This is a genomic window from Natronospira elongata (assembly GCF_034931365.1).
GTDB lineage: Bacteria > Pseudomonadota > Gammaproteobacteria > Natronospirales > Natronospiraceae > Natronospira > Natronospira elongata.
Genome location: NZ_JAYGII010000040.1, coordinates 1 through 16,846, shown reverse-complemented (window position 1 = coordinate 16,846; position 16,846 = coordinate 1). Strand labels below are relative to the sequence as shown.

At 61.4% G+C, this 16,846-nt stretch carries 13 protein-coding genes, 1 other RNA gene and 1 pseudogene; 11 read left to right on the top strand and 4 right to left on the bottom strand.

Annotated elements, in window-relative coordinates; translation table 11 throughout:
* Window positions 1-526: 526 nt before the first annotated feature.
* The 5 genes and pseudogenes from pdhA to VCB98_RS12165 all read left to right on the top strand — a co-directional run bounded on the left by pdhA (window position 527) and on the right by VCB98_RS12165 (window position 9,325).
* On the top strand, window positions 527-1,600 hold the full coding sequence (gene pdhA, locus VCB98_RS12180) for a pyruvate dehydrogenase (acetyl-transferring) E1 component subunit alpha (protein ID WP_346052922.1): 1,074 nt from the start codon (window positions 527-529) through the stop codon (window positions 1,598-1,600).
* On the top strand, window positions 1,593-2,570 hold the full coding sequence (locus VCB98_RS12175) for an alpha-ketoacid dehydrogenase subunit beta (RefSeq protein ID WP_346052921.1): 978 nt from the start codon (window positions 1,593-1,595) through the stop codon (window positions 2,568-2,570). The genes pdhA and VCB98_RS12175 overlap by 8 nt, the downstream gene beginning before the upstream one ends.
* Before the next feature lie 4 nt (window positions 2,571-2,574).
* A pseudogene (locus tag VCB98_RS14015) lies at window positions 2,575-2,736 on the top strand (biotin/lipoyl-containing protein); the annotation flags it as partial.
* A 174-nt stretch (window positions 2,737-2,910) separates the two neighbouring features.
* Window positions 2,911-4,164, top strand: coding sequence for a dihydrolipoamide acetyltransferase family protein (locus tag VCB98_RS12170; protein ID WP_406672756.1), 1,254 nt, complete (start codon window positions 2,911-2,913; stop codon window positions 4,162-4,164).
* 325 nt (window positions 4,165-4,489) lie between these two features.
* Window positions 4,490-9,325, top strand: coding sequence for an NAD-glutamate dehydrogenase (locus VCB98_RS12165; RefSeq protein WP_346052917.1), 4,836 nt, complete (start codon window positions 4,490-4,492; stop codon window positions 9,323-9,325).
* 51 nt (window positions 9,326-9,376) lie between these two features.
* Here the strand turns inward: VCB98_RS12165 and VCB98_RS12160 are convergent, their stop codons facing one another.
* The 4 genes from VCB98_RS12160 to VCB98_RS12145 all read right to left on the bottom strand — a co-directional run bounded on the left by VCB98_RS12160 (window position 9,377) and on the right by VCB98_RS12145 (window position 14,325).
* Complete coding sequence (locus VCB98_RS12160) at window positions 9,377-11,092, bottom strand: potassium/proton antiporter (protein ID WP_346052915.1); 1,716 nt, start codon at window positions 11,090-11,092, stop codon at window positions 9,377-9,379.
* 87 nt (window positions 11,093-11,179) lie between these two features.
* Complete coding sequence (locus VCB98_RS12155; RefSeq protein ID WP_346052914.1) at window positions 11,180-12,442, bottom strand: FAD-dependent monooxygenase; 1,263 nt, start codon at window positions 12,440-12,442, stop codon at window positions 11,180-11,182.
* Window positions 12,439-13,749 (bottom strand): aminopeptidase P N-terminal domain-containing protein, encoded by a 1,311-nt coding sequence (locus tag VCB98_RS12150; RefSeq protein WP_346052912.1) that lies wholly within the window; start codon window positions 13,747-13,749, stop codon window positions 12,439-12,441. Before VCB98_RS12150 ends, VCB98_RS12155 begins: the two co-directional genes overlap by 4 nt.
* A gap of 6 nt (window positions 13,750-13,755) precedes the next feature.
* Window positions 13,756-14,325: a UPF0149 family protein gene (locus VCB98_RS12145; RefSeq protein WP_346052910.1), complete on the bottom strand. Its 570-nt coding sequence runs from the start codon at window positions 14,323-14,325 to the stop codon at window positions 13,756-13,758.
* Between the two features lie 100 nt (window positions 14,326-14,425).
* Between VCB98_RS12145 and VCB98_RS12140 the strand changes: the two genes are divergently transcribed.
* From VCB98_RS12140 to VCB98_RS12115, 6 genes are all read left to right on the top strand, one after another.
* Window positions 14,426-14,656 (top strand): TIGR02449 family protein, encoded by a 231-nt coding sequence (locus tag VCB98_RS12140; protein ID WP_346052908.1) that lies wholly within the window; start codon window positions 14,426-14,428, stop codon window positions 14,654-14,656.
* 22 nt (window positions 14,657-14,678) lie between these two features.
* A complete protein-coding gene (locus tag VCB98_RS12135) occupies window positions 14,679-15,008 on the top strand; it encodes a cell division protein ZapA (protein ID WP_346052906.1) in 330 nt (109 codons plus the stop codon).
* Window positions 15,009-15,109: 101 nt separating this feature from the next.
* Window positions 15,110-15,293, top strand: a non-coding RNA gene (ssrS, locus tag VCB98_RS12130) — 6S RNA.
* A gap of 23 nt (window positions 15,294-15,316) precedes the next feature.
* Complete coding sequence (locus VCB98_RS12125; protein WP_346052904.1) at window positions 15,317-15,925, top strand: 5-formyltetrahydrofolate cyclo-ligase; 609 nt, start codon at window positions 15,317-15,319, stop codon at window positions 15,923-15,925.
* Between the two features lie 22 nt (window positions 15,926-15,947).
* Window positions 15,948-16,412, top strand: coding sequence for an EVE domain-containing protein (locus tag VCB98_RS12120; protein WP_346052902.1), 465 nt, complete (start codon window positions 15,948-15,950; stop codon window positions 16,410-16,412).
* Between the two features lie 133 nt (window positions 16,413-16,545).
* A partial coding sequence (locus VCB98_RS12115; protein WP_346052900.1) for a hypothetical protein occupies window positions 16,546-16,846 on the top strand: 301 nt, incomplete at its 3' end.

Genomic DNA, 16,846 nt, shown 5'->3' with positions numbered 1-16,846 from the left:
TAGGTGAGCCGATCCTTGAGATCGGTGGCAATGCTGTCCTCAATATCCCGGCGATTCGACATGACTGACTCCTTGCTCCCGGCACAGGCTGGTTTCGCCGGGGACTATACACCGACTGACAATGCGGGCAAGTCGGCGCGGCCCGGAGCCAGTCTGGGCCAGGGTCGATAGGCAACCACCACTCAAACGAGCGTTCGAATGCGGTCGAAGGCGGGTTTTGCTAAACTTCGCGCGGCCGCGCTCGACAAGCACCGGATTGAGCGCCTGTGGCAACAGGCTCAAAGGGCGACTTGCGGGGTGCGGACACGTGATTTTGGATCGGCCCGAAACCCGCTATACAGCAGGGCGGGCCGGCATCAACCCCGTTTCCCAGACCGGATTCCCAGCGGATGGCAGAAACGGGCGGGCGCCCGGAATGTCGCCCGCCGTCCTGGTGCTTTCACCAGGTGGCGGGCCGGATTCCCGGGCAAAGCCGTTACGGAGCCGGCGGATTCCCCGCCAGCTCCTCAGCACGGGAGGTTAGCCAGTGAGTATCGCGGCGAAGTTCGAGATCCCCTTCGAGCAGTTCCTGGACCCGAAAGGCAAGCCGGTCAAGGACCTGCCCAAGTGGGCTGACAAGGAAGAACTGCTGAAGCTGTACAAGATGATGACCAAGGTGCGGGTGTTCGACACCAAGGCCATCGCCCTGCAGCGGACCGGCAAGCTCGGCACCTACGCGTCCTGCCTGGGCCACGAGGCGGCCCATGTGGGCATCGGCGCGGCCATGATCGAGGAGGACGCCTTCTGCCCCATGTATCGGGAGTATGGCGCCCAGTTCATGCGTGGGGTGAAGATGTCCGAAGTGCTGCTCTACTGGGGCGGCGACGAGCGCGGCTCGAACTTCTCCGGCCCCCAGCATGACTTCCCCTGGTGTGTGCCCATCGCCACCCAGTACCTGCATGCCGCCGGCTCCGCCATGGCCTTCAAGTACCGGGGCGAGAAGCGCGCCGCCGTGACCGTGATCGGCGATGGCGGCACCTCCGAGGGTGATTTCTACGAGGCTCTCAACGCCGCCGGCGCCTGGCAGCTGCCCTTCGTGGGCGTGACCGTGAACAACAAGTGGGCCATCTCCGTGCCCCTGTCCAAGCAGACCGCCTGCGAAACCCTGGCCCAGAAAGGCATTGCCGCCGGCATGGACTGCGTGCAGGTGGACGGCAATGACATCGTGGCCGTGCGTGACGTGATGCAGAACGCTCTGCACAAGGCCCGCGAGGGCCAAGGCCCGACCTTCGTCGAAATGATGACCTATCGCCTGCATGACCACACCACCGCGGATGATGCCCGCCGCTACCGTTCCGACGATGAAGTGGAAGCCGAGCGCAAGAAGGAGCCGCTCATCCGCCTGCGCCAGTACATCACCGACAAGGGCTGGTGGGACGAAGACCAGGAAAAGGCCCTGCTGGAAGAGTGCAAGCAGGCCGTGGATGCCGCGGTGGAGGAATACCAGTCCATCGAAGCCCCAGGCGTGGAAGACATGTTCGATTACCACTACGAGGAAATCACCGACCCGCTGGCCGAACAGCGCGAGATCGCTATCAAGGAGGCCCGTCGTAATGGCTAAGATCACTCTTATTGATGCCGTGAACATGGCCATGGCTCACGAGCTGGAAAACGACGATCGGGTCGTGGTCTATGGCGAGGACGTGGGTGTCAACGGCGGGGTCTTCCGGGCCACGGCCGGCCTGCAGGAACGCTTTGGCGAGAACCGGGTCGTGGATACCCCGCTGGCGGAATCCATGATTGCCGGCATGGGCGTGGGCATGGCCGCCCAGGGCCTGCGCCCGGTGGGTGAAATCCAGTTCTCGGGCTTCATCTACCCCGCCTTCGACCAGATCCTGTCCCATGCCGCCCGCCTGCGGAACCGGACCCGGGGCCGCATGAGCTGCCCGCTGGTGATCCGTGCCCCCTTCGGCGGCGGCATTCACGCCCCCGAGCATCACTCGGAAAGCACCGAGGCGCTGTTCGCCCACATCCCGGGCCTTCGTACCGTGATTCCGTCGTCCCCGCAGCGTGCCTACGGCCTGCTGCTGGCGGCCATCCGCTGCCCCGATCCGGTGATCTTCTTCGAACCGAACCGCCTCTACCGGATGGTGAAGCAGGAAGTGGAAGACAACGGCGAGGCCCTGCCCCTGGATGTCTGCTTCGTGCTCAAGGAAGGCAGCGACGTGACCCTGATCTCCTGGGCACCGGCCATGCACGAAACCCTGCAGGCCGCCAAGGAGCTGGAAGCCGAGGGCATCAGCTGCGAAGTCATCGATGTGGCCACCATTTCCCCGCTGGACATGGATACCATCCTGGAATCCGTGGAAAGGACCGGGCGCGCAGTGATCGTTCATGAGGCCCCGCGCAATGTAGGCGTGGGCGCCGAGATTGCCGCCAACCTGGCCGAGAAGGGTATCTATGACCTCAAGGCCCCGGTCCAGCGTGTCACCGGTTATGACGTGACCATGCCGCTGTTCAAGCTGGAAAAGCAGTACCTGCCGTCGGTGGCCCGCATCAAGGACGCCGTGCAGCGGACTATGGAGGACTAAGGCCATGAAGACATTCAATCTCCCGGACCTGGGCGAAGGCCTGCAGGATGCCGAGATCGTCGAATGGAAGGTCAAGGTCGGCGACACGGTCAATGTGGATGATCCCCTGCTGGCGGTGGAAACCGCCAAGGCCGTGGTCGACGTGCCCTCCCCCGAGAGCGGCACCATCACCAAGCTCTATGCCAACAACGGTGATGTGGTGGAAGTGGGCAAGCCCCTGGTGGATTTCGACGGCGAGCCGGACAGCGGCGAGGCCGAGCCCGCACCTGCCGAAGCCAAGACCGAGAAGCCGGCGGAAGCCAAGCCGGCCAAGAAGAAGACGGCCGCTGCGGGCGGTGGCGTGGTCTTCAACCTGCCCGACCTGGGCGAAGGTCTGCAGGACGCCGAGATCGTCGAATGGAAAGTCGCCGAAGGCGATGAAGTGAAGGTGGATGATCCCCTGGTGGCGGTGGAAACCGCCAAGGCCGTGGTGGATGTGCCCTCCCCCGAAAACGGTGTCATCGGCAAGCTGCACGCCAACAACGGCGATGTGGTGGAAGTGGGCAAGCCCCTGGTGACCTTCGGCAGCGCCGAGGGTGGTGACGACGCACCGGCCGAGGAAGAACCCGCCAAGGACGATGGCGAGCGTGAAGACGCCGGCAGCGTGGTGGGCAAGATGACCACCTCCGACGAGGAACTCACCGAAACCGCCATCGTGCGCAAGAAGCGGCGCAAGCCCAGCGGCACCGGCAAGGTCAAGGCCCTGCCCGCCGTGCGCCGTCTGGCGAAAGAGCTGGATGTGGACCTCAGCCGGGTCACCCCGAGCGGCAACAAGGGCCAGGTCACCGCGGCCGACGTGGAAAAGGCCGCCGCCTCCGGCGGTGCCCGTCGCCCGGCCGCCGACACCCCGGCACCGGCCATGGGTTTTGCCGGTGGCATGGAAACGCCCATGGCCCCGCCGCGGGACGATGTGGAATACGGCGTGCCGCAGCCCATTCGTGGCCCGCGCCGTGCCATGCACATGAGCATGTCCGCCTCCCGCGACCAGGTGGCCGCCTGCACCCTGTTCGACGATGCCGACATTCACTATTGGCAGCCCGGACAGGACATCACCGGCCGCATCATCCGTGCCCTGGTGGCCGGCGTGCGGGCCGAACCCGGCATGAATGCCTGGTATGACGGCGAGAAGCGGGAGCGCATCCTGCACGAGAACGTGGATGTGGCCATGGCCGTGGATACCCCGGACGGTCTCATCGTGCCGGTACTGCGTCAGGTGGACCAGTCCGATGCCGCCGGGCTTCGCCAGAAGCTCAATGCCGTCAAGCAGGCCACCCGGGATCGCAGCGTGGCCCCGGAAGACATGAAGGATCCGACCATCACCCTGTCGAACTTCGGCATGATGGCCGGCCGCTATGCCACCCCGGTGGTGGTCCCGCCCCAGGTGGCCATTCTCGGCACCGGCGGCATTCGCCACGACGTGGTAGCGGTCATGGGCGGCATGGAATGCCACAAGCGCATTCCCCTGTCGGTCACCTTCGACCACCGCTGTCTCACCGGCGGCGAAGCCTGTCGCTTCCTCAAGGCGGTCATCGACGACCTGCAGAAGCCGTTCTGATCGACGGCTGACAGTCGTTGTCAGTGACAAAGCCCCGGAGGCCTTCGGCCTGCCGGGGTTTTTTTGGGGGGTCAGGGGTCAGGGGTCAGGGGCAGGAACTTGGTGCCACCCCCTCACCCCTCACCCCTCACCCCTCACTCCTGGCCCAGCGTTTGAATTTCCCCGAAATTCCCCCAAAACCCATACATTAAGTGGCCCAAACCCGTTAGAATCCGGGTATACGCCCGGTTTTCCCCACCGCCCGCCCTCTCTGGGTCGGGCGCTGTTTTGTTTTAACACCGGGCGCTCATCCTCTGTTCTCACTCGGCCAGTTAAGGATCCGTCGATGGCGGCAAAGAAGACCACCACCAAGCGCACCCGAATCAAGCAAATTCTCTCCGCTGCCCAGGACAGTCTGGGTGAGCGCTACAACGAGCAGTATGAGGGCTTCATTCGGCATTACTTCAATGCCGTGGCCCAGGAGGATCTGTCCGACCGGGAGCCGAAGGATCTGGCCGGCGCCGCACTGGCTCACCGGCGCTTCGGGCGCGACCGCAAGCCGGGAGAGCCGGCAGTTCGGGTATATAACCCGGACAGCAGTCGGGATGGCTGGGAATCGCAGCATACGGTCGTGGAGATCATTACCGATGACATGCCCTTTCTGGTGGACTCCCTCTCCATGGCCCTCAATCGTCAGGGCTTTACCATCCACCTGACGGTGCACCCCCTGATCCAGGTCGACCGCACCCCCAAGGGACGCCTGCGTGCCAGCGGCGAGCCCGGTGATGACATGGGCGACAAGACCCTGGTGGAATCCTGGCAGCAGATCGAGATCGACCGGGAGACCGATGAGGAACGCCTGAACGGCCTTCGCGAAGAACTGCTCCGGGTGCTGGATGATGTCCGGCTATCGGTTCAGGACTGGTCGAAGATGCGCCAGAAGGCCAATGAAATTCGCGTCCAGCTGGAAACCGAACCGCCGCAAACCAGCAGCAATATTCGCGAGATCATCAGCTTCCTGGATTGGATGGAGTCCAATCATTTCACCTTTCTGGGGTACCGGGAATACAAGCTGGTTGAAGATGGCGATCACCTGGCCCTGGAGCCGAAGGACAAGACCGGCTTGGGGATTCTGAGAAACCGTCCCTCCGAGAGCCCGCGCAGGCTGTTGCCTGATGAGGTGGGTGAAAAGGCCAGGTCGTCCGAGCTACTGGTGATTACCAAGGCCAATTCCTTTGCCACCGTGCATCGACCCAGTTATCTGGATTATGTCGGTATCAAGACGTTTGACGAAGACGGCAATGTCACCGGCGAGCGACGCTTTCTCGGCCTGTTCACTTCCTCCGCCTACAGCCGCAGCCCCAGGGATATCCCCATTCTGCGCAAGAAAGTGGAGGCAGTGATCAAGAAGGCGCGCCTGCCCGACGCAAGCCATGCGGGCAAGGCCCTGCTTCACATTCTGGAGACCTATCCGCGGGACGAGCTGTTTCAAAGCTCCGTGGATGAGCTTTATGAGATCAGCACCGGCATCGTCCAGCTGCAGGAGCGGCAGCGGGTCAAGCTCTTCATCCGGCGTGATGCCTTCGGTCGCTTCTATTCCTGCCTGGCCTATGTGCCCCGGGAACGCTACAACACCCAGGTTCGGGAAAACATCCAGGCCATCCTCAAGTCCGAACTCAATGGCCTGAGCACCGAATCCACGGTGGAGATCGACGAATCCATCCTGGCCCGTGCCCACATCATCGTTCGTACCGAACCGTGGACGGCGCCGGAATTCAACATTGCCGATATCGAGGCTCGAATCGAGGATGTGGTCCGCTCCTGGCAGGACCACCTGCGGGATGTGCTGGTGGAGCGCCTGGGCGAAGAACATGGCCTGAAATTGCATCACCGCTACGCCAACTGCTTCCCCGCTGCCTACCGTGAGGATGTGAAACCTGCCGCCGCGGCCTACGACATCGTCAAAATGGACCGGCTGAGAGATGACGACAGCATCCGCATGAGTCTTTATCAGCCGGATAGCCATCTCAAGAACCTGTTGCGATTCAAGATTTTCCGTCGGGAACAGCCCATCCCCATTTCCGACATCCTGCCAATGCTGGAAAACATGGGTCTCAAGGTCATCTCCGAGCGCCCCTATGAAGTGGAAATGGGCGATCTCTCCATTGTCTGGATTCAGGACGTTGAGATGATCCTGGCCAGCGGGGAAGGCATCGACCTGGAGGCCGTCAGAGACAAGTTCCAGCAAGCATTCGAGCAGACCTGGCAGGACGGGACCGAGAATGACGGCTTCAATCGCCTGATCCTCAGCGCTGGACTGGACTGGCGCCAGGTCACCATCCTCCGGGCCTATTGCAAGTATCTGAGCCAGACCGGGCTGCCCTTCAGTCAGACCTATATGGAAGACACCCTGGTTGAGAACAGCGAATTGGCCGGTAAACTGGCGCGCCTGTTCGAGATTGCCTTTGATCCCCAGGAAAGCGAAGCACGGGATCAGCGTTACCATGATCTCTGCCAGGAAATCAGTCAGTCCCTGGAGGCGGTGGCCAGCCTCGATGCCGACCGCATCCTGCGGGCCTATCTGGGCGTCATCCGCGCCACCTTGCGAACGAATTTCTACCAGACCGGCAGCGACGGTAACTGGAAAAGCTATACCTCCTTCAAGTTCGATCCGGCCAAGGTACCCGAATTGCCTCTGCCCCGGCCGGCTTACGAAATCTTCCTCTACTCGCCGCGGGTGGAAGGTGTGCACCTGCGGGGCGGCAAGGTGGCCCGAGGGGGCCTGCGCTGGTCCGACCGACGGGAAGACTTCCGAACCGAAGTACTTGGCCTGATGAAGGCCCAGCAGGTCAAGAACACGTTGATCGTGCCCATGGGGGCCAAGGGTGGCTTCGTGGTCAAGCAACCGCCCCGCAAGGCGGATCGGGCGAGCATGATGGCGGAAGTGGAGTCCTGCTATAAGGATTTCATCCGGGGCCTGCTTGATATCACCGACAATCTCAAGGATGGTGAAGTCATCCCGCCCCGGAACTGTGTGCGCCATGACGACGACGACCCCTACCTGGTGGTGGCAGCGGACAAGGGCACAGCCACATTCTCGGACCTGGCCAACCAGGTAGCCGCCGAATACGACTTCTGGCTTGGGGACGCCTTCGCCTCCGGCGGCTCCGTGGGCTATGACCACAAGAAGATGGGCATCACCGCAAAGGGCGCCTGGGAGTCAGTCAAGCGTCACTTCCGCGAGATGGGCATCGACTGCCAGAACCAGGACTTCTCCGTAGTCGGTATTGGCGATATGGGCGGGGATGTCTTCGGCAATGGCATGCTCCTCTCCCGCCATATCAAACTCAAGGCGGCCTTTAACCACATGCATATCTTCCTGGATCCCGACCCGGACCCGGCGGCGAGCTTCCAGGAACGGGATCGACTGTTCAAGCTGCCTCGTTCTACCTGGGACGACTACGACAAGAGCCTGATTTCCAAGGGCGGCGGTATTTATTCTCGCAGCGCCAAAAGCATCACCCTTTCCAGGGAAGTCCGGGAAATGCTGGATGTGGAAGAATCCCGCATGACGCCTCAGGAATTGATCCGTGCCATTCTCAAGGCACCGGTGGACCTGATCTGGAACGGCGGCATCGGCACCTATGTTAAGTCCGTCGATGAAAGCCACGCCGATGTAGGTGATCGCGCCAATGATGGTGTCCGTGTCAATGGCTCGGCATTGCGCTGCCGTGTGGTCGGTGAAGGCGGTAACCTGGGGCTGACCCAACTGGGCCGAATCGAATACGCCCAGCGGGGCGGCCGGATCAATACCGACTTCATCGACAACTCGGGCGGTGTCGACTGCTCCGACCGCGAAGTGAACATCAAGATCCTGCTCAGCATGGTCATGGCCGAAGGTGGCCTCAAGCGCAAGCAGCGTGACAACCTTTTCATGGACATGACGGCAGAGGTATCCCATCAAGTGCTTCGGGATAATTACCTGCAGACCCAGGCCCTGTCCTTTACCGAGGCACAGGCTGCCAGCCGACTCAACGAACATGTCCACCTGCTCCGGATACTGGAGCGCAGAGGGGACCTGAACCGTTCGCTGGAATATCTGCCCGATGATGAAGGAATCGGCCTGCTGCGCAAGTCGGGTAAGGGCCTGACACGCCCCGAGCTCTCCATTCTCCTGGCCTACGCCAAGAATGATATCTACGCTGATCTGCTGGCTTCGGATGTCCCGGAAGATGCCTATCTGTCAGGGGAGCTGATCAACTACTTCCCCAGCCCCCTGCGGGACCGCTATCAGGCGCAGATGGAACAGCATCGCCTGCGTCGGGAAATCATTGCCACAAGTATCACCAACAGCATGGTGAACCGCATGGGGCCGAGCTTCTCGCAACGCATGCGGGATGATACTGGCGCGGACCATGCCTCCGTGGCCCGGGCCTACACCATTGCCCGGGAAGCCTATGCGGTCCGCGAGCTCTGGGAAGGCATCGAAGCGCTGGATAACAAGGTACCTGCAAGCGTCCAGGTCTCCATGATGGTGCAACTGGGACGCCTGCTGCGCAATGCCACCCGCTGGCTTCTGAATCGTCCCGAACGCCGGCTTGATATTGCCGAGCGGGTGGACTACTTCGCGCCCGGCATTGCCGAATTACGTGACACTCTGATGGAGCTGCTGCCCGAGAGCGAGATCCGTCGTCTGGGCCAGAACATCCAGCAACTGGTGGACATGGGCGTGCCCGAGCCCCTGGCAAGGAACGTGGCGGCTGCGGACTATCTCTACTCGGGTCTGGACCTGGTGGAAGTGGCCCGCAACAGGGACCTGGATATGGCCACCGCGGCCAAGGTCTATTTCGACATCGGCCGCCACCTGCATCTGGACTGGATTCGCGAAGAGATCGAGGATCTGCCCGCCGAAGGCCACTGGCAATCCGTCGCCCGCGGCACCCTGCGGGAGAACCTCTACGGTTATCGTCGCGACCTGACCGGGATTGTGCTGGACGATACCCTGCAGGAAGACCTGCCCGCCAATGAGCGTGCGGACGCCTGGTGTGCGGAAAATGATGAGCGCGTCATGCACGCCATGAGCATCATCCGGGACATGCAGAACGTGGGCGGCCTCGATTTTGCGACCGTCTCGGTTGCCTTGCAGGAAATCAAGAAGCTGGCCCAGGTGGAATCCGCCTGACTCCAGCAAGGGACCTGAGCGGGGCCGGCAGTGTAAGTCGCCGGCCCCGGTCTACTCCTGAAGCAGCTTGAGGCCGACCTTATCCGGATGGTCCCCGTCCATTTCCCGAATCACCAGTTCCACCGGACCAACTCGCACCCGATCCCCCACCACTGGCTTGCCGAAGCGTTCAATCAGGAATTCCGCCGCACTGCAGTCCGCGGCATCCGGCGGAGAAACGAAGCCGTACATGGCAGCCAGATCAGCCATACGGGCGGTACCGTTGAGGGTGAATTCCCCGTAGAAACGCTTGTCGGCCTGCAACTGCGGTGCCCGCCGAGAGACGAACAGTCTGTCCAGCAGATCCACATGGGCCAGGGGCGTGACCAGATAGACCGCATCATCAGACTCCAGGGCATTGATCTCGGCAGGTGCATGGAGTCGGCCATTCCTGATCACAAGTACTGTCTTCACCCCCTCGGGAAGAACCAGGGCGTCGGGGTTGCGCCCGCAAGCCGAGCTGTCCACATCCACCTGATAGCCCACCATTTCGTAATCCGGCTGCCCGGGCAAATCAAGCTCCAGGCGCTGGACCAGATGACTGCTCGCCGGTATCTGCACACCCAGCAGCCTGGCTGCCGGCACCAGACTCCAACCCTGGACGATCAGTGAGATCAGGACCACGAAGAAGGCAACATTGAAGAAGGTGTGGGCCTCGGGGATGCCGGCCAGGAGGGGGAAAATCGCAAGGATTATGGGCACCGCGCCGCGCAGACCCACCCAGCCGATAAAGGCCTGCTCCTTGAATGGAATCTGGAACGGAAGCAGGCTGACCAGCACCGCCAGCGGCCGGGCCACGAATATCAGAACCAGGGCAATCAGAAGCGCATGGGGACCCACGGGAATCAGTTCGCTGGGGGTTACCAGCAGGCCAAGCATCAGGAACATGACGATCTGACTGATCCAGGCCATGCCATCGTGGAATCGGCGAATATTCTGCACCGATTGCACCCGGGCATTGCCGAGAACCAGACCGGCAAGATATACCGCCAGAAAACCACTGCCGCCAGCGGCTGCAGTAATACCAAATATGAGCAGCCCGGCGGCCATTGCCAGCAGGGGATAGAGACCCGGCGTCAAAGGAAGGGCATTGATCCCTCTGGCGGCGACCCAGGCACCGCCAAGACCGATAACCGCCCCCAGGCCCATCTGACGAACGAACTCCACCGCCAGTGTCCCGTCCAGATGGCGCTGTCCGGCCAGAATCAGCTCCACCATGGCCAGGGTCAGGAAAATGGCCATGGGGTCATTGCTGCCTGACTCGATCTCCAGCGTCGCGGCAACCCGCTGCTTCAATTCAAGCCGGGACGTATGGAGCAGTGAAAACACGGCAGCGGCATCCGTGGAGCCCACGATGGCACCCAGAAGCAGGCCGTAAATCCAGTGGATATCCAGCAGCCAGGCCGCGAACAGGCCGGTAATGGCGGCGGTGAGCAATACCCCCAGGCTGGCCAGGGAAACGGCCGGTTTCAGACCAACGCGGAAACTGGACGTGGAGGTCCGCAAGCCGCCATCGAAGAGGATGATGGCCAGGGCCAGACTGCCAATGAGATGGGCCGTCTGGATATCATCGAAGCGAATTCCGATGCCTTCCTCGCCGAGAATCATGCCGATGACGAGGAAGACCAGCAGCATCGGGGCGCCCAGGCGTGCGGAGAGCACGCTGGCCAGAATGCTGACCAGAAAGATCAGACCAATGAAAAGTATGACCTGGTTGGTAAGCTCCATGACTCCCCACACTGCTGTCCCGGACCCATGGTGGCTGCCCGGCCTTCAATCAGGATACCAGCCTCGGGACGATACGGGTTGGAATGATCAGGGGCTTCCCTTGTCGGATGGGCCCGCCAACGGTATGCCGCGACTCGGTCCAGGCAGGCCACTGACCCGTCCCATGCCGAGCCGGGCAAAACGGCGGCTGGCCAGGGGCGTCCGGTCAAACACTCCCAGCAAGAGACTGCGCAGCTTGGCCAGCCCCGGCCCCTGCAGGGTGAACCCCTCCACCAGCAGTCGAGTCATCATCGCGGTTCGACGAATATCTTCAAGGCGACGGCGTTCCAGCGCTGCAAGCCTGTCGGGCTGGGCGGGATCATCCCGATTCGGGTCGAGCAATGACAATTGCTCGGCCAGATCCGCCACACCCCGCAGGGCGAGATTGAATCCCTGTCCGGCAACCGGATGCAGGGCCATGGCGGCATTGCCCGCCAGGAGGCAGCGACCGGCCAGCAACTGACGTGCCCCGACCTGATTGAGAGGATAAATCGCCCGCTCCCCGACAGACAGCAGTCGGCCCAGGTGATAGCCAAAGGACCGCTGGATTCGAGCCAGTAATTCCGCGTCCGTCATGGAACGGACAGGCTCGACCTGATCATGGGCCACGCTCATGACCAGATTCATGCGTGGTCGGCCGCTCTGATCCGCCGGCAAGGGCAACATGGCCAGGGGACCATCGCTTGTGAATCGCTCATAGGCCCAACCACCACTGTCCCGTTCAACCGAAACATTGGCCACCAGGCCGGAATGGGGGAACTCAACGCTATGAACGGGCATGCCCAGGGACTGCCGCAATCGCGAGCGGGCACCATCGGCAATCACCAGAAGTCGGCCGCGCAGGCTATCGCCGCCATCCAACACAAGGCTCACACCATCGTCATCCTGTTCCAGCTCGCCGGTGGCGCCTGCTGTGACGGTCTCGACAAGGGCTTCATCAGCCAAAGCGGCAAGCAACTCCCTGCCAATGGCGCGATTGGGAACCACATGGCCCAGGGCATCCACATCCAGATCCCCGGCATGCAGACGACTCCGCCCAAAACGACCCTGCTCCGAGACATGGATATGCTCAATCGCGGCGCTGTCAGCAGCCATGGCATCCCAGAGACCAAGGGTGGAGAAGAGTTGGCGGGAGGACCAGGAAAGGGCGGTGGCCCGCTCGTCAAAACTGGGGCTGTCCTGGCCACTGAAGCCAGCCGGCTCAACCAGCGCAACACGCCAGCCCAGACGTCCCAGGGCCAGGGCGAGCGTCGCGCCCACCATGCCGCCACCGGCGATGAGCACATCATGGCTGGCTCGGGACGGGCTCATGCTGCATGACTCCCCGCCATGAACGACTCAATCTCGCTCACGGTCCGGGGCATGCCACTGGAGAGACAGTCATGACCATCAGCCGTGATCACCAGATCATCCTCGATACGAATGCCCATGCCCCACCACCGCTCGTCCACACCCGGTGTACCCGCGGGAATACACAGGCCCGGCTCCACGCTCAGAACCATGCCCGTCTCAAGCTCCCGCCACTGACCGTCAATCCGATATTCACCCACATCATGAACATCCAGGCCCAGCCAGTGGCCCGTGCGATGACGAAAGAAGGGTCGATAGGCACCCTCGGCCAGCTGCTGTTCAACAGGCCCCGACAGGATACCCAGATCCACCAGCCCCTGAGTCAGGGTTTCCACAACAGCGAGGTGGGAATCATTCCAGCTGGCGCCGGGATACAAGCGCGTGAAGGCCGCATCCCGAGCCGCGAGAACCAGTTCGTAAAGGGCCTGCTGTTCGCGATTGAAACGGCCATTGGCGGGAAAACTTCCGCTCACATCGGCCGCGTACATCCGGTACTCGCAGCCGGCATCGATCAAGAGCATATCGCCATCGCGAAGCCGCTGATTGTTGGCGGTGTAATGCAGTACACAGGCGTTGCCGCCACCGGCCACGATACAGGGATAGGCAGGCTCAAGGCCCCGGGCCTGAAATTCATGCAGAATCTCGGCCGCAACCGAATATTCCCATTGTCCCGGGCGACAGTAGCGCATGGCCCGGAGGTGAGCCTCCACGCTGATATCCACCGCCTGGCGGATGCAACGCAGCTCCGCCGCACTCTTGTAGGCACGCATGTCCTGCAAGACATGGTCCAGGGCCACGATCTCATGGGCCTCATTGCCACCCTCGCCCCGTTCCTTGAGATGCTTGACCCATGCCGTCACCCGGCGATCAAAATCCGGCTGGCGTCCCATTGGATAGAAAATTCGTTCTCGACCTTCCAGCAGGCCGGGCAGAATCTCGTCCAGGTCGGCAATGGGAAAGGCATCATCAGCCCCATAACGCTCACAGGCCCCATCCGGTCCGGCGCGTTCCCCTTCCCAGGCTTCTCCCTCGGGATCCCGTTCGCGACAGAACAGAATATATTCCGCCTGCACGCGTCCGGGCACGAGCACCATGACCGCTTCCGGCTCGGGAAAGCCGGTGAGATACCAGAAATCACTGTCCTGACGATAGGGATGGGGGATATCACGGCTGCGATAAAGCGCCGACGCCGCCGGCAATATGGCGGCCGCCCCTGGCCCCATGGTGCGCATGAGTTGCTGGCGACGTTTCCGGAATTCCCGCTGCATGGGTATTCAGTGTCGTGTATCGGTGGGTGGCTGCCCCTGTTTGAGTTTCAGCTCATCATGAACGAGCTGAGCGGCAACCCGGATATATTCGACGATTTCGAGCAGTGCGGCTTCGTCCTCATCACTTCCCTCGCCTTGCGGCGGCTCCACCTGGGCCAGACGCCCCAGGTCATCCAGAACTTCCCGCACCTGCGGCGGCAGGCCCTCGTGACTGCCTGGCCTTGCCGTGCTGAAACCAAACAGAAAGCCCTGACACCACAAGCCCAGGCAACGCGCACGCTCGGCAATGCCATGGTCATCGTCTGGCAGCAAGGGCTCGAACCGCATCTGCAAGTCCACCATTTCAGCCTGGGTCGCGTCATAGAGCGCATCCAGGACCGGACGGACCGATGCCGGCAGCGATACAGCGCCTTGCCCTTCCGAGTTGAGACTCAGACGAAGCCACTGCTCCTGCCAATCCGCCTCCGGAGCAGCAGCCAGCAGGCCGCAAAGGGTGCCGTGACTCTCTGCCGGCTCCGACAAGGCCTGAGCCTGCCTGAAGGCGGTGGAAACCTTGCTGTATTCGGGCAAATTCACCGTATTCTCCGCGCAGGGAATGCATCGACTCTGGTCCAGAGTCTAACAGACCGGGCTTCCGGCGTTGATTCTTGGCGCGGCGCGGCCTATAGTTGAGCGCATGAGCGAAAAGTCCACACGAGAACAGCTTGAGCTTGAGTTGGCGCGTCTGGAAAGCCGCGTGGAAGAACTCCTTGGCCTTGTTGATCGTCTGCAGGATGAAAATGATTCCCTGCGGGATCGGCAGGGCTCGCTGGTCACTGAACGGGCGAGCCTGCTCCAGAAAAACGAAGTGGCCCGCACTCGTGTGGAGGCCATGATTACCCGCCTTAAATCCCTCGAACAGGCCTGAGCCCTGGTGGCTTGCCCGGCCCATGAGTGAGACCACCCAGGTCAGCGTCAAGATCCTCGGGAAGGAGTATCAATTCGCCTGTCGCGAGGAAGAGCGGGTTGCGCTTCTTCAGGCCGCGGATTACCTGGATCGCATGATGCGGGAAATCCGCGATAGTGGCCGTATCGTGGGGCTCGACAGAATTGCCGTGATGGCCGCGCTCAACATGGCGAATGACCTGCTCCGCAATCAGGACAAGGGGCGTGAGGCAACGGAAACGGCTGTCGACCGGATCCGCCGTCTGCACAGCAAGCTGGATGCCCGCCTGGGCAAATCTGACAGTCCTGCAACCCCGACTGCCGGCGACGATTGAATCACTGACAACGCCTGTCGCCAGGCAACGCCCCCTTGGAAACACCCCTCTTAGGCTCCATAATGGAACCGGAGACGCTCAAAGGGCGTCCAAGAGTTTGGCATCTCCTGCGGTGTACGACACGGGCCGGGTTACCCCTCGAGCCTTAAGCAATACCCAAGGGCTGCACCTGCGGTGCCAGTGAGCATGTCCGCCACCGAGCGGAAAGCCTAAGGCACAGCGGAAGGCCCCACTTGAACCATCGGTTCAAGGGCGATGGTCCGTGACGGCACAGGTGGGAGGTGCCCCCTCTTCAAGGGACCACCTGCATGGCTTCAGTGCGCTCCCTGCGCCGAGAACTAAAAACACGGCGCCGACAACTACCACAGGCACAGCGGGCGATAATGAATCATCGCCTGTGTCGCCACCTCCTCGGCTCTTCCTGCTTTCTTCGCAGCCACACCGTGGCCGCCTATATCCCATTCGGTGGCGAACCGGACCTGCGACCGGTGCTCCAGGCTGCTGCGGAACGGGGAAAGCAATGCTTTCTGCCGGTCGTACTCCCCCATGAGAACCGACTCGTATTTCGCCGCTGGCAGCCGGGGCAGACCTTGATCAGCAATCATTTCGGCATCCCCGAACCACCGCCTGAAGCGGGAGAATGCTTGGTTCATGGCATTGACCTGGTTCTGACCCCCCTGGTCGCCTTCGATCACGAAGGCAATCGAGTGGGCATGGGTGCGGGATTCTATGATCGCAGTTTTGCCTTTCGCCTTTTAAGGGAACACTGGCCCGGGCCAAGATTGGTCGGCACAGCCTGGGCATTCCAGCAGCAGACCAAGTTACCCAAACAGGCCTGGGACATACCGCTGGATGCCGTGATTACCGAAACGGGTTGGCAGGATTTTTGCCAAGTCGAAGCCGCCACAAAGCAATAATGTCAAAAAAGGAGACACCTGGATGCAATACTGGTTGATGAAATCCGAACCGGATGAATTCAGTATCGACGACCTTGCCGGTTCACCGAAAAAGACCGCCCATTGGGACGGCTGTCGCAACTATCAGGTCAGAAACATGATGCGGGACCAGATGAAGAAAGGCGATCTCGCACTGTTCTACCACTCCAACACCAAGCCGCCGGGCATCGCGGGCATCATGGAAATCGTCCGCGAAGGTTACCCGGATCACACCGCCTTCGATCCCGAGGATCCCCACTTCGATCCGAAGAGCGACCCGGATAATCCCCGCTGGTTCATGGTTGATGTGCGATTCGTGGAGAAATTCCCCCATTACATCCCTCTCGCCGAGCTCAAGAAACAGCCACAACTCGCCGATATGAGGATTCTGCAGCGCGGTAACCGGCTCTCGATCACACCGGTTAGCAAAAAGGAGTGGGATCGAATCGTGAAGATGGGTAGAGAGTAATTACCTACCCCCCCACACAGGGGGATTGCATGTTACTGCAAATCATTGTGACAATCGCTTTGCACTCATTCCTGGAAATCTGTCAAGTCTCGTATATACTCAGTGGCGAGTAATCTTCTCTCGGAGGTAAGACATGGCAACTCGCAAGAAGACCACGCGAAAGAAACGCACCGCGACCCGTCGCAAGAAGACGGCAACCCGGGCCACCACTCGCAAGAAGGCTACCCGCAAGAAGGCCACCAGGAAGAAGGCCGTACGCAGGAAGGCCACGAAGAAGAAGGCTTCCAAGAAGAAGGTAGCCAAGAAGAAGGCTTCCAAGAAGAAGGCTTCCAAGAAGAAGGCTTCCAAGAAGAAGGCTTCCAAGAAGAAGGCTTCCAAGAAGAAGGCTTCCAAGAAGAAGGCCTCCAAGAAGAAGGCCTCCAAGAAGAAGGCAT

Coding starts and splice junctions, on each gene's coding strand:
- VCB98_RS12175 (WP_346052921.1), top strand. CDS start 1,593: ATGGCTAAGATCACTCTTATTGATGCCGTGAACATGGCCATGGCTCAC.
- VCB98_RS12125 (WP_346052904.1), top strand. CDS start 15,317: ATGGCTTCAGTGCGCTCCCTGCGCCGAGAACTAAAAACACGGCGCCGA.
- VCB98_RS12150 (WP_346052912.1), bottom strand. CDS start 13,749: ATGCAGCGGGAATTCCGGAAACGTCGCCAGCAACTCATGCGCACCATG.
- VCB98_RS12120 (WP_346052902.1), top strand. CDS start 15,948: ATGCAATACTGGTTGATGAAATCCGAACCGGATGAATTCAGTATCGAC.
- VCB98_RS12155 (WP_346052914.1), bottom strand. CDS start 12,442: ATGAGCCCGTCCCGAGCCAGCCATGATGTGCTCATCGCCGGTGGCGGC.
- VCB98_RS12165 (WP_346052917.1), top strand. CDS start 4,490: ATGGCGGCAAAGAAGACCACCACCAAGCGCACCCGAATCAAGCAAATT.
- VCB98_RS12135 (WP_346052906.1), top strand. CDS start 14,679: ATGAGTGAGACCACCCAGGTCAGCGTCAAGATCCTCGGGAAGGAGTAT.
- VCB98_RS12160 (WP_346052915.1), bottom strand. CDS start 11,092: ATGGAGCTTACCAACCAGGTCATACTTTTCATTGGTCTGATCTTTCTG.
- VCB98_RS12140 (WP_346052908.1), top strand. CDS start 14,426: ATGAGCGAAAAGTCCACACGAGAACAGCTTGAGCTTGAGTTGGCGCGT.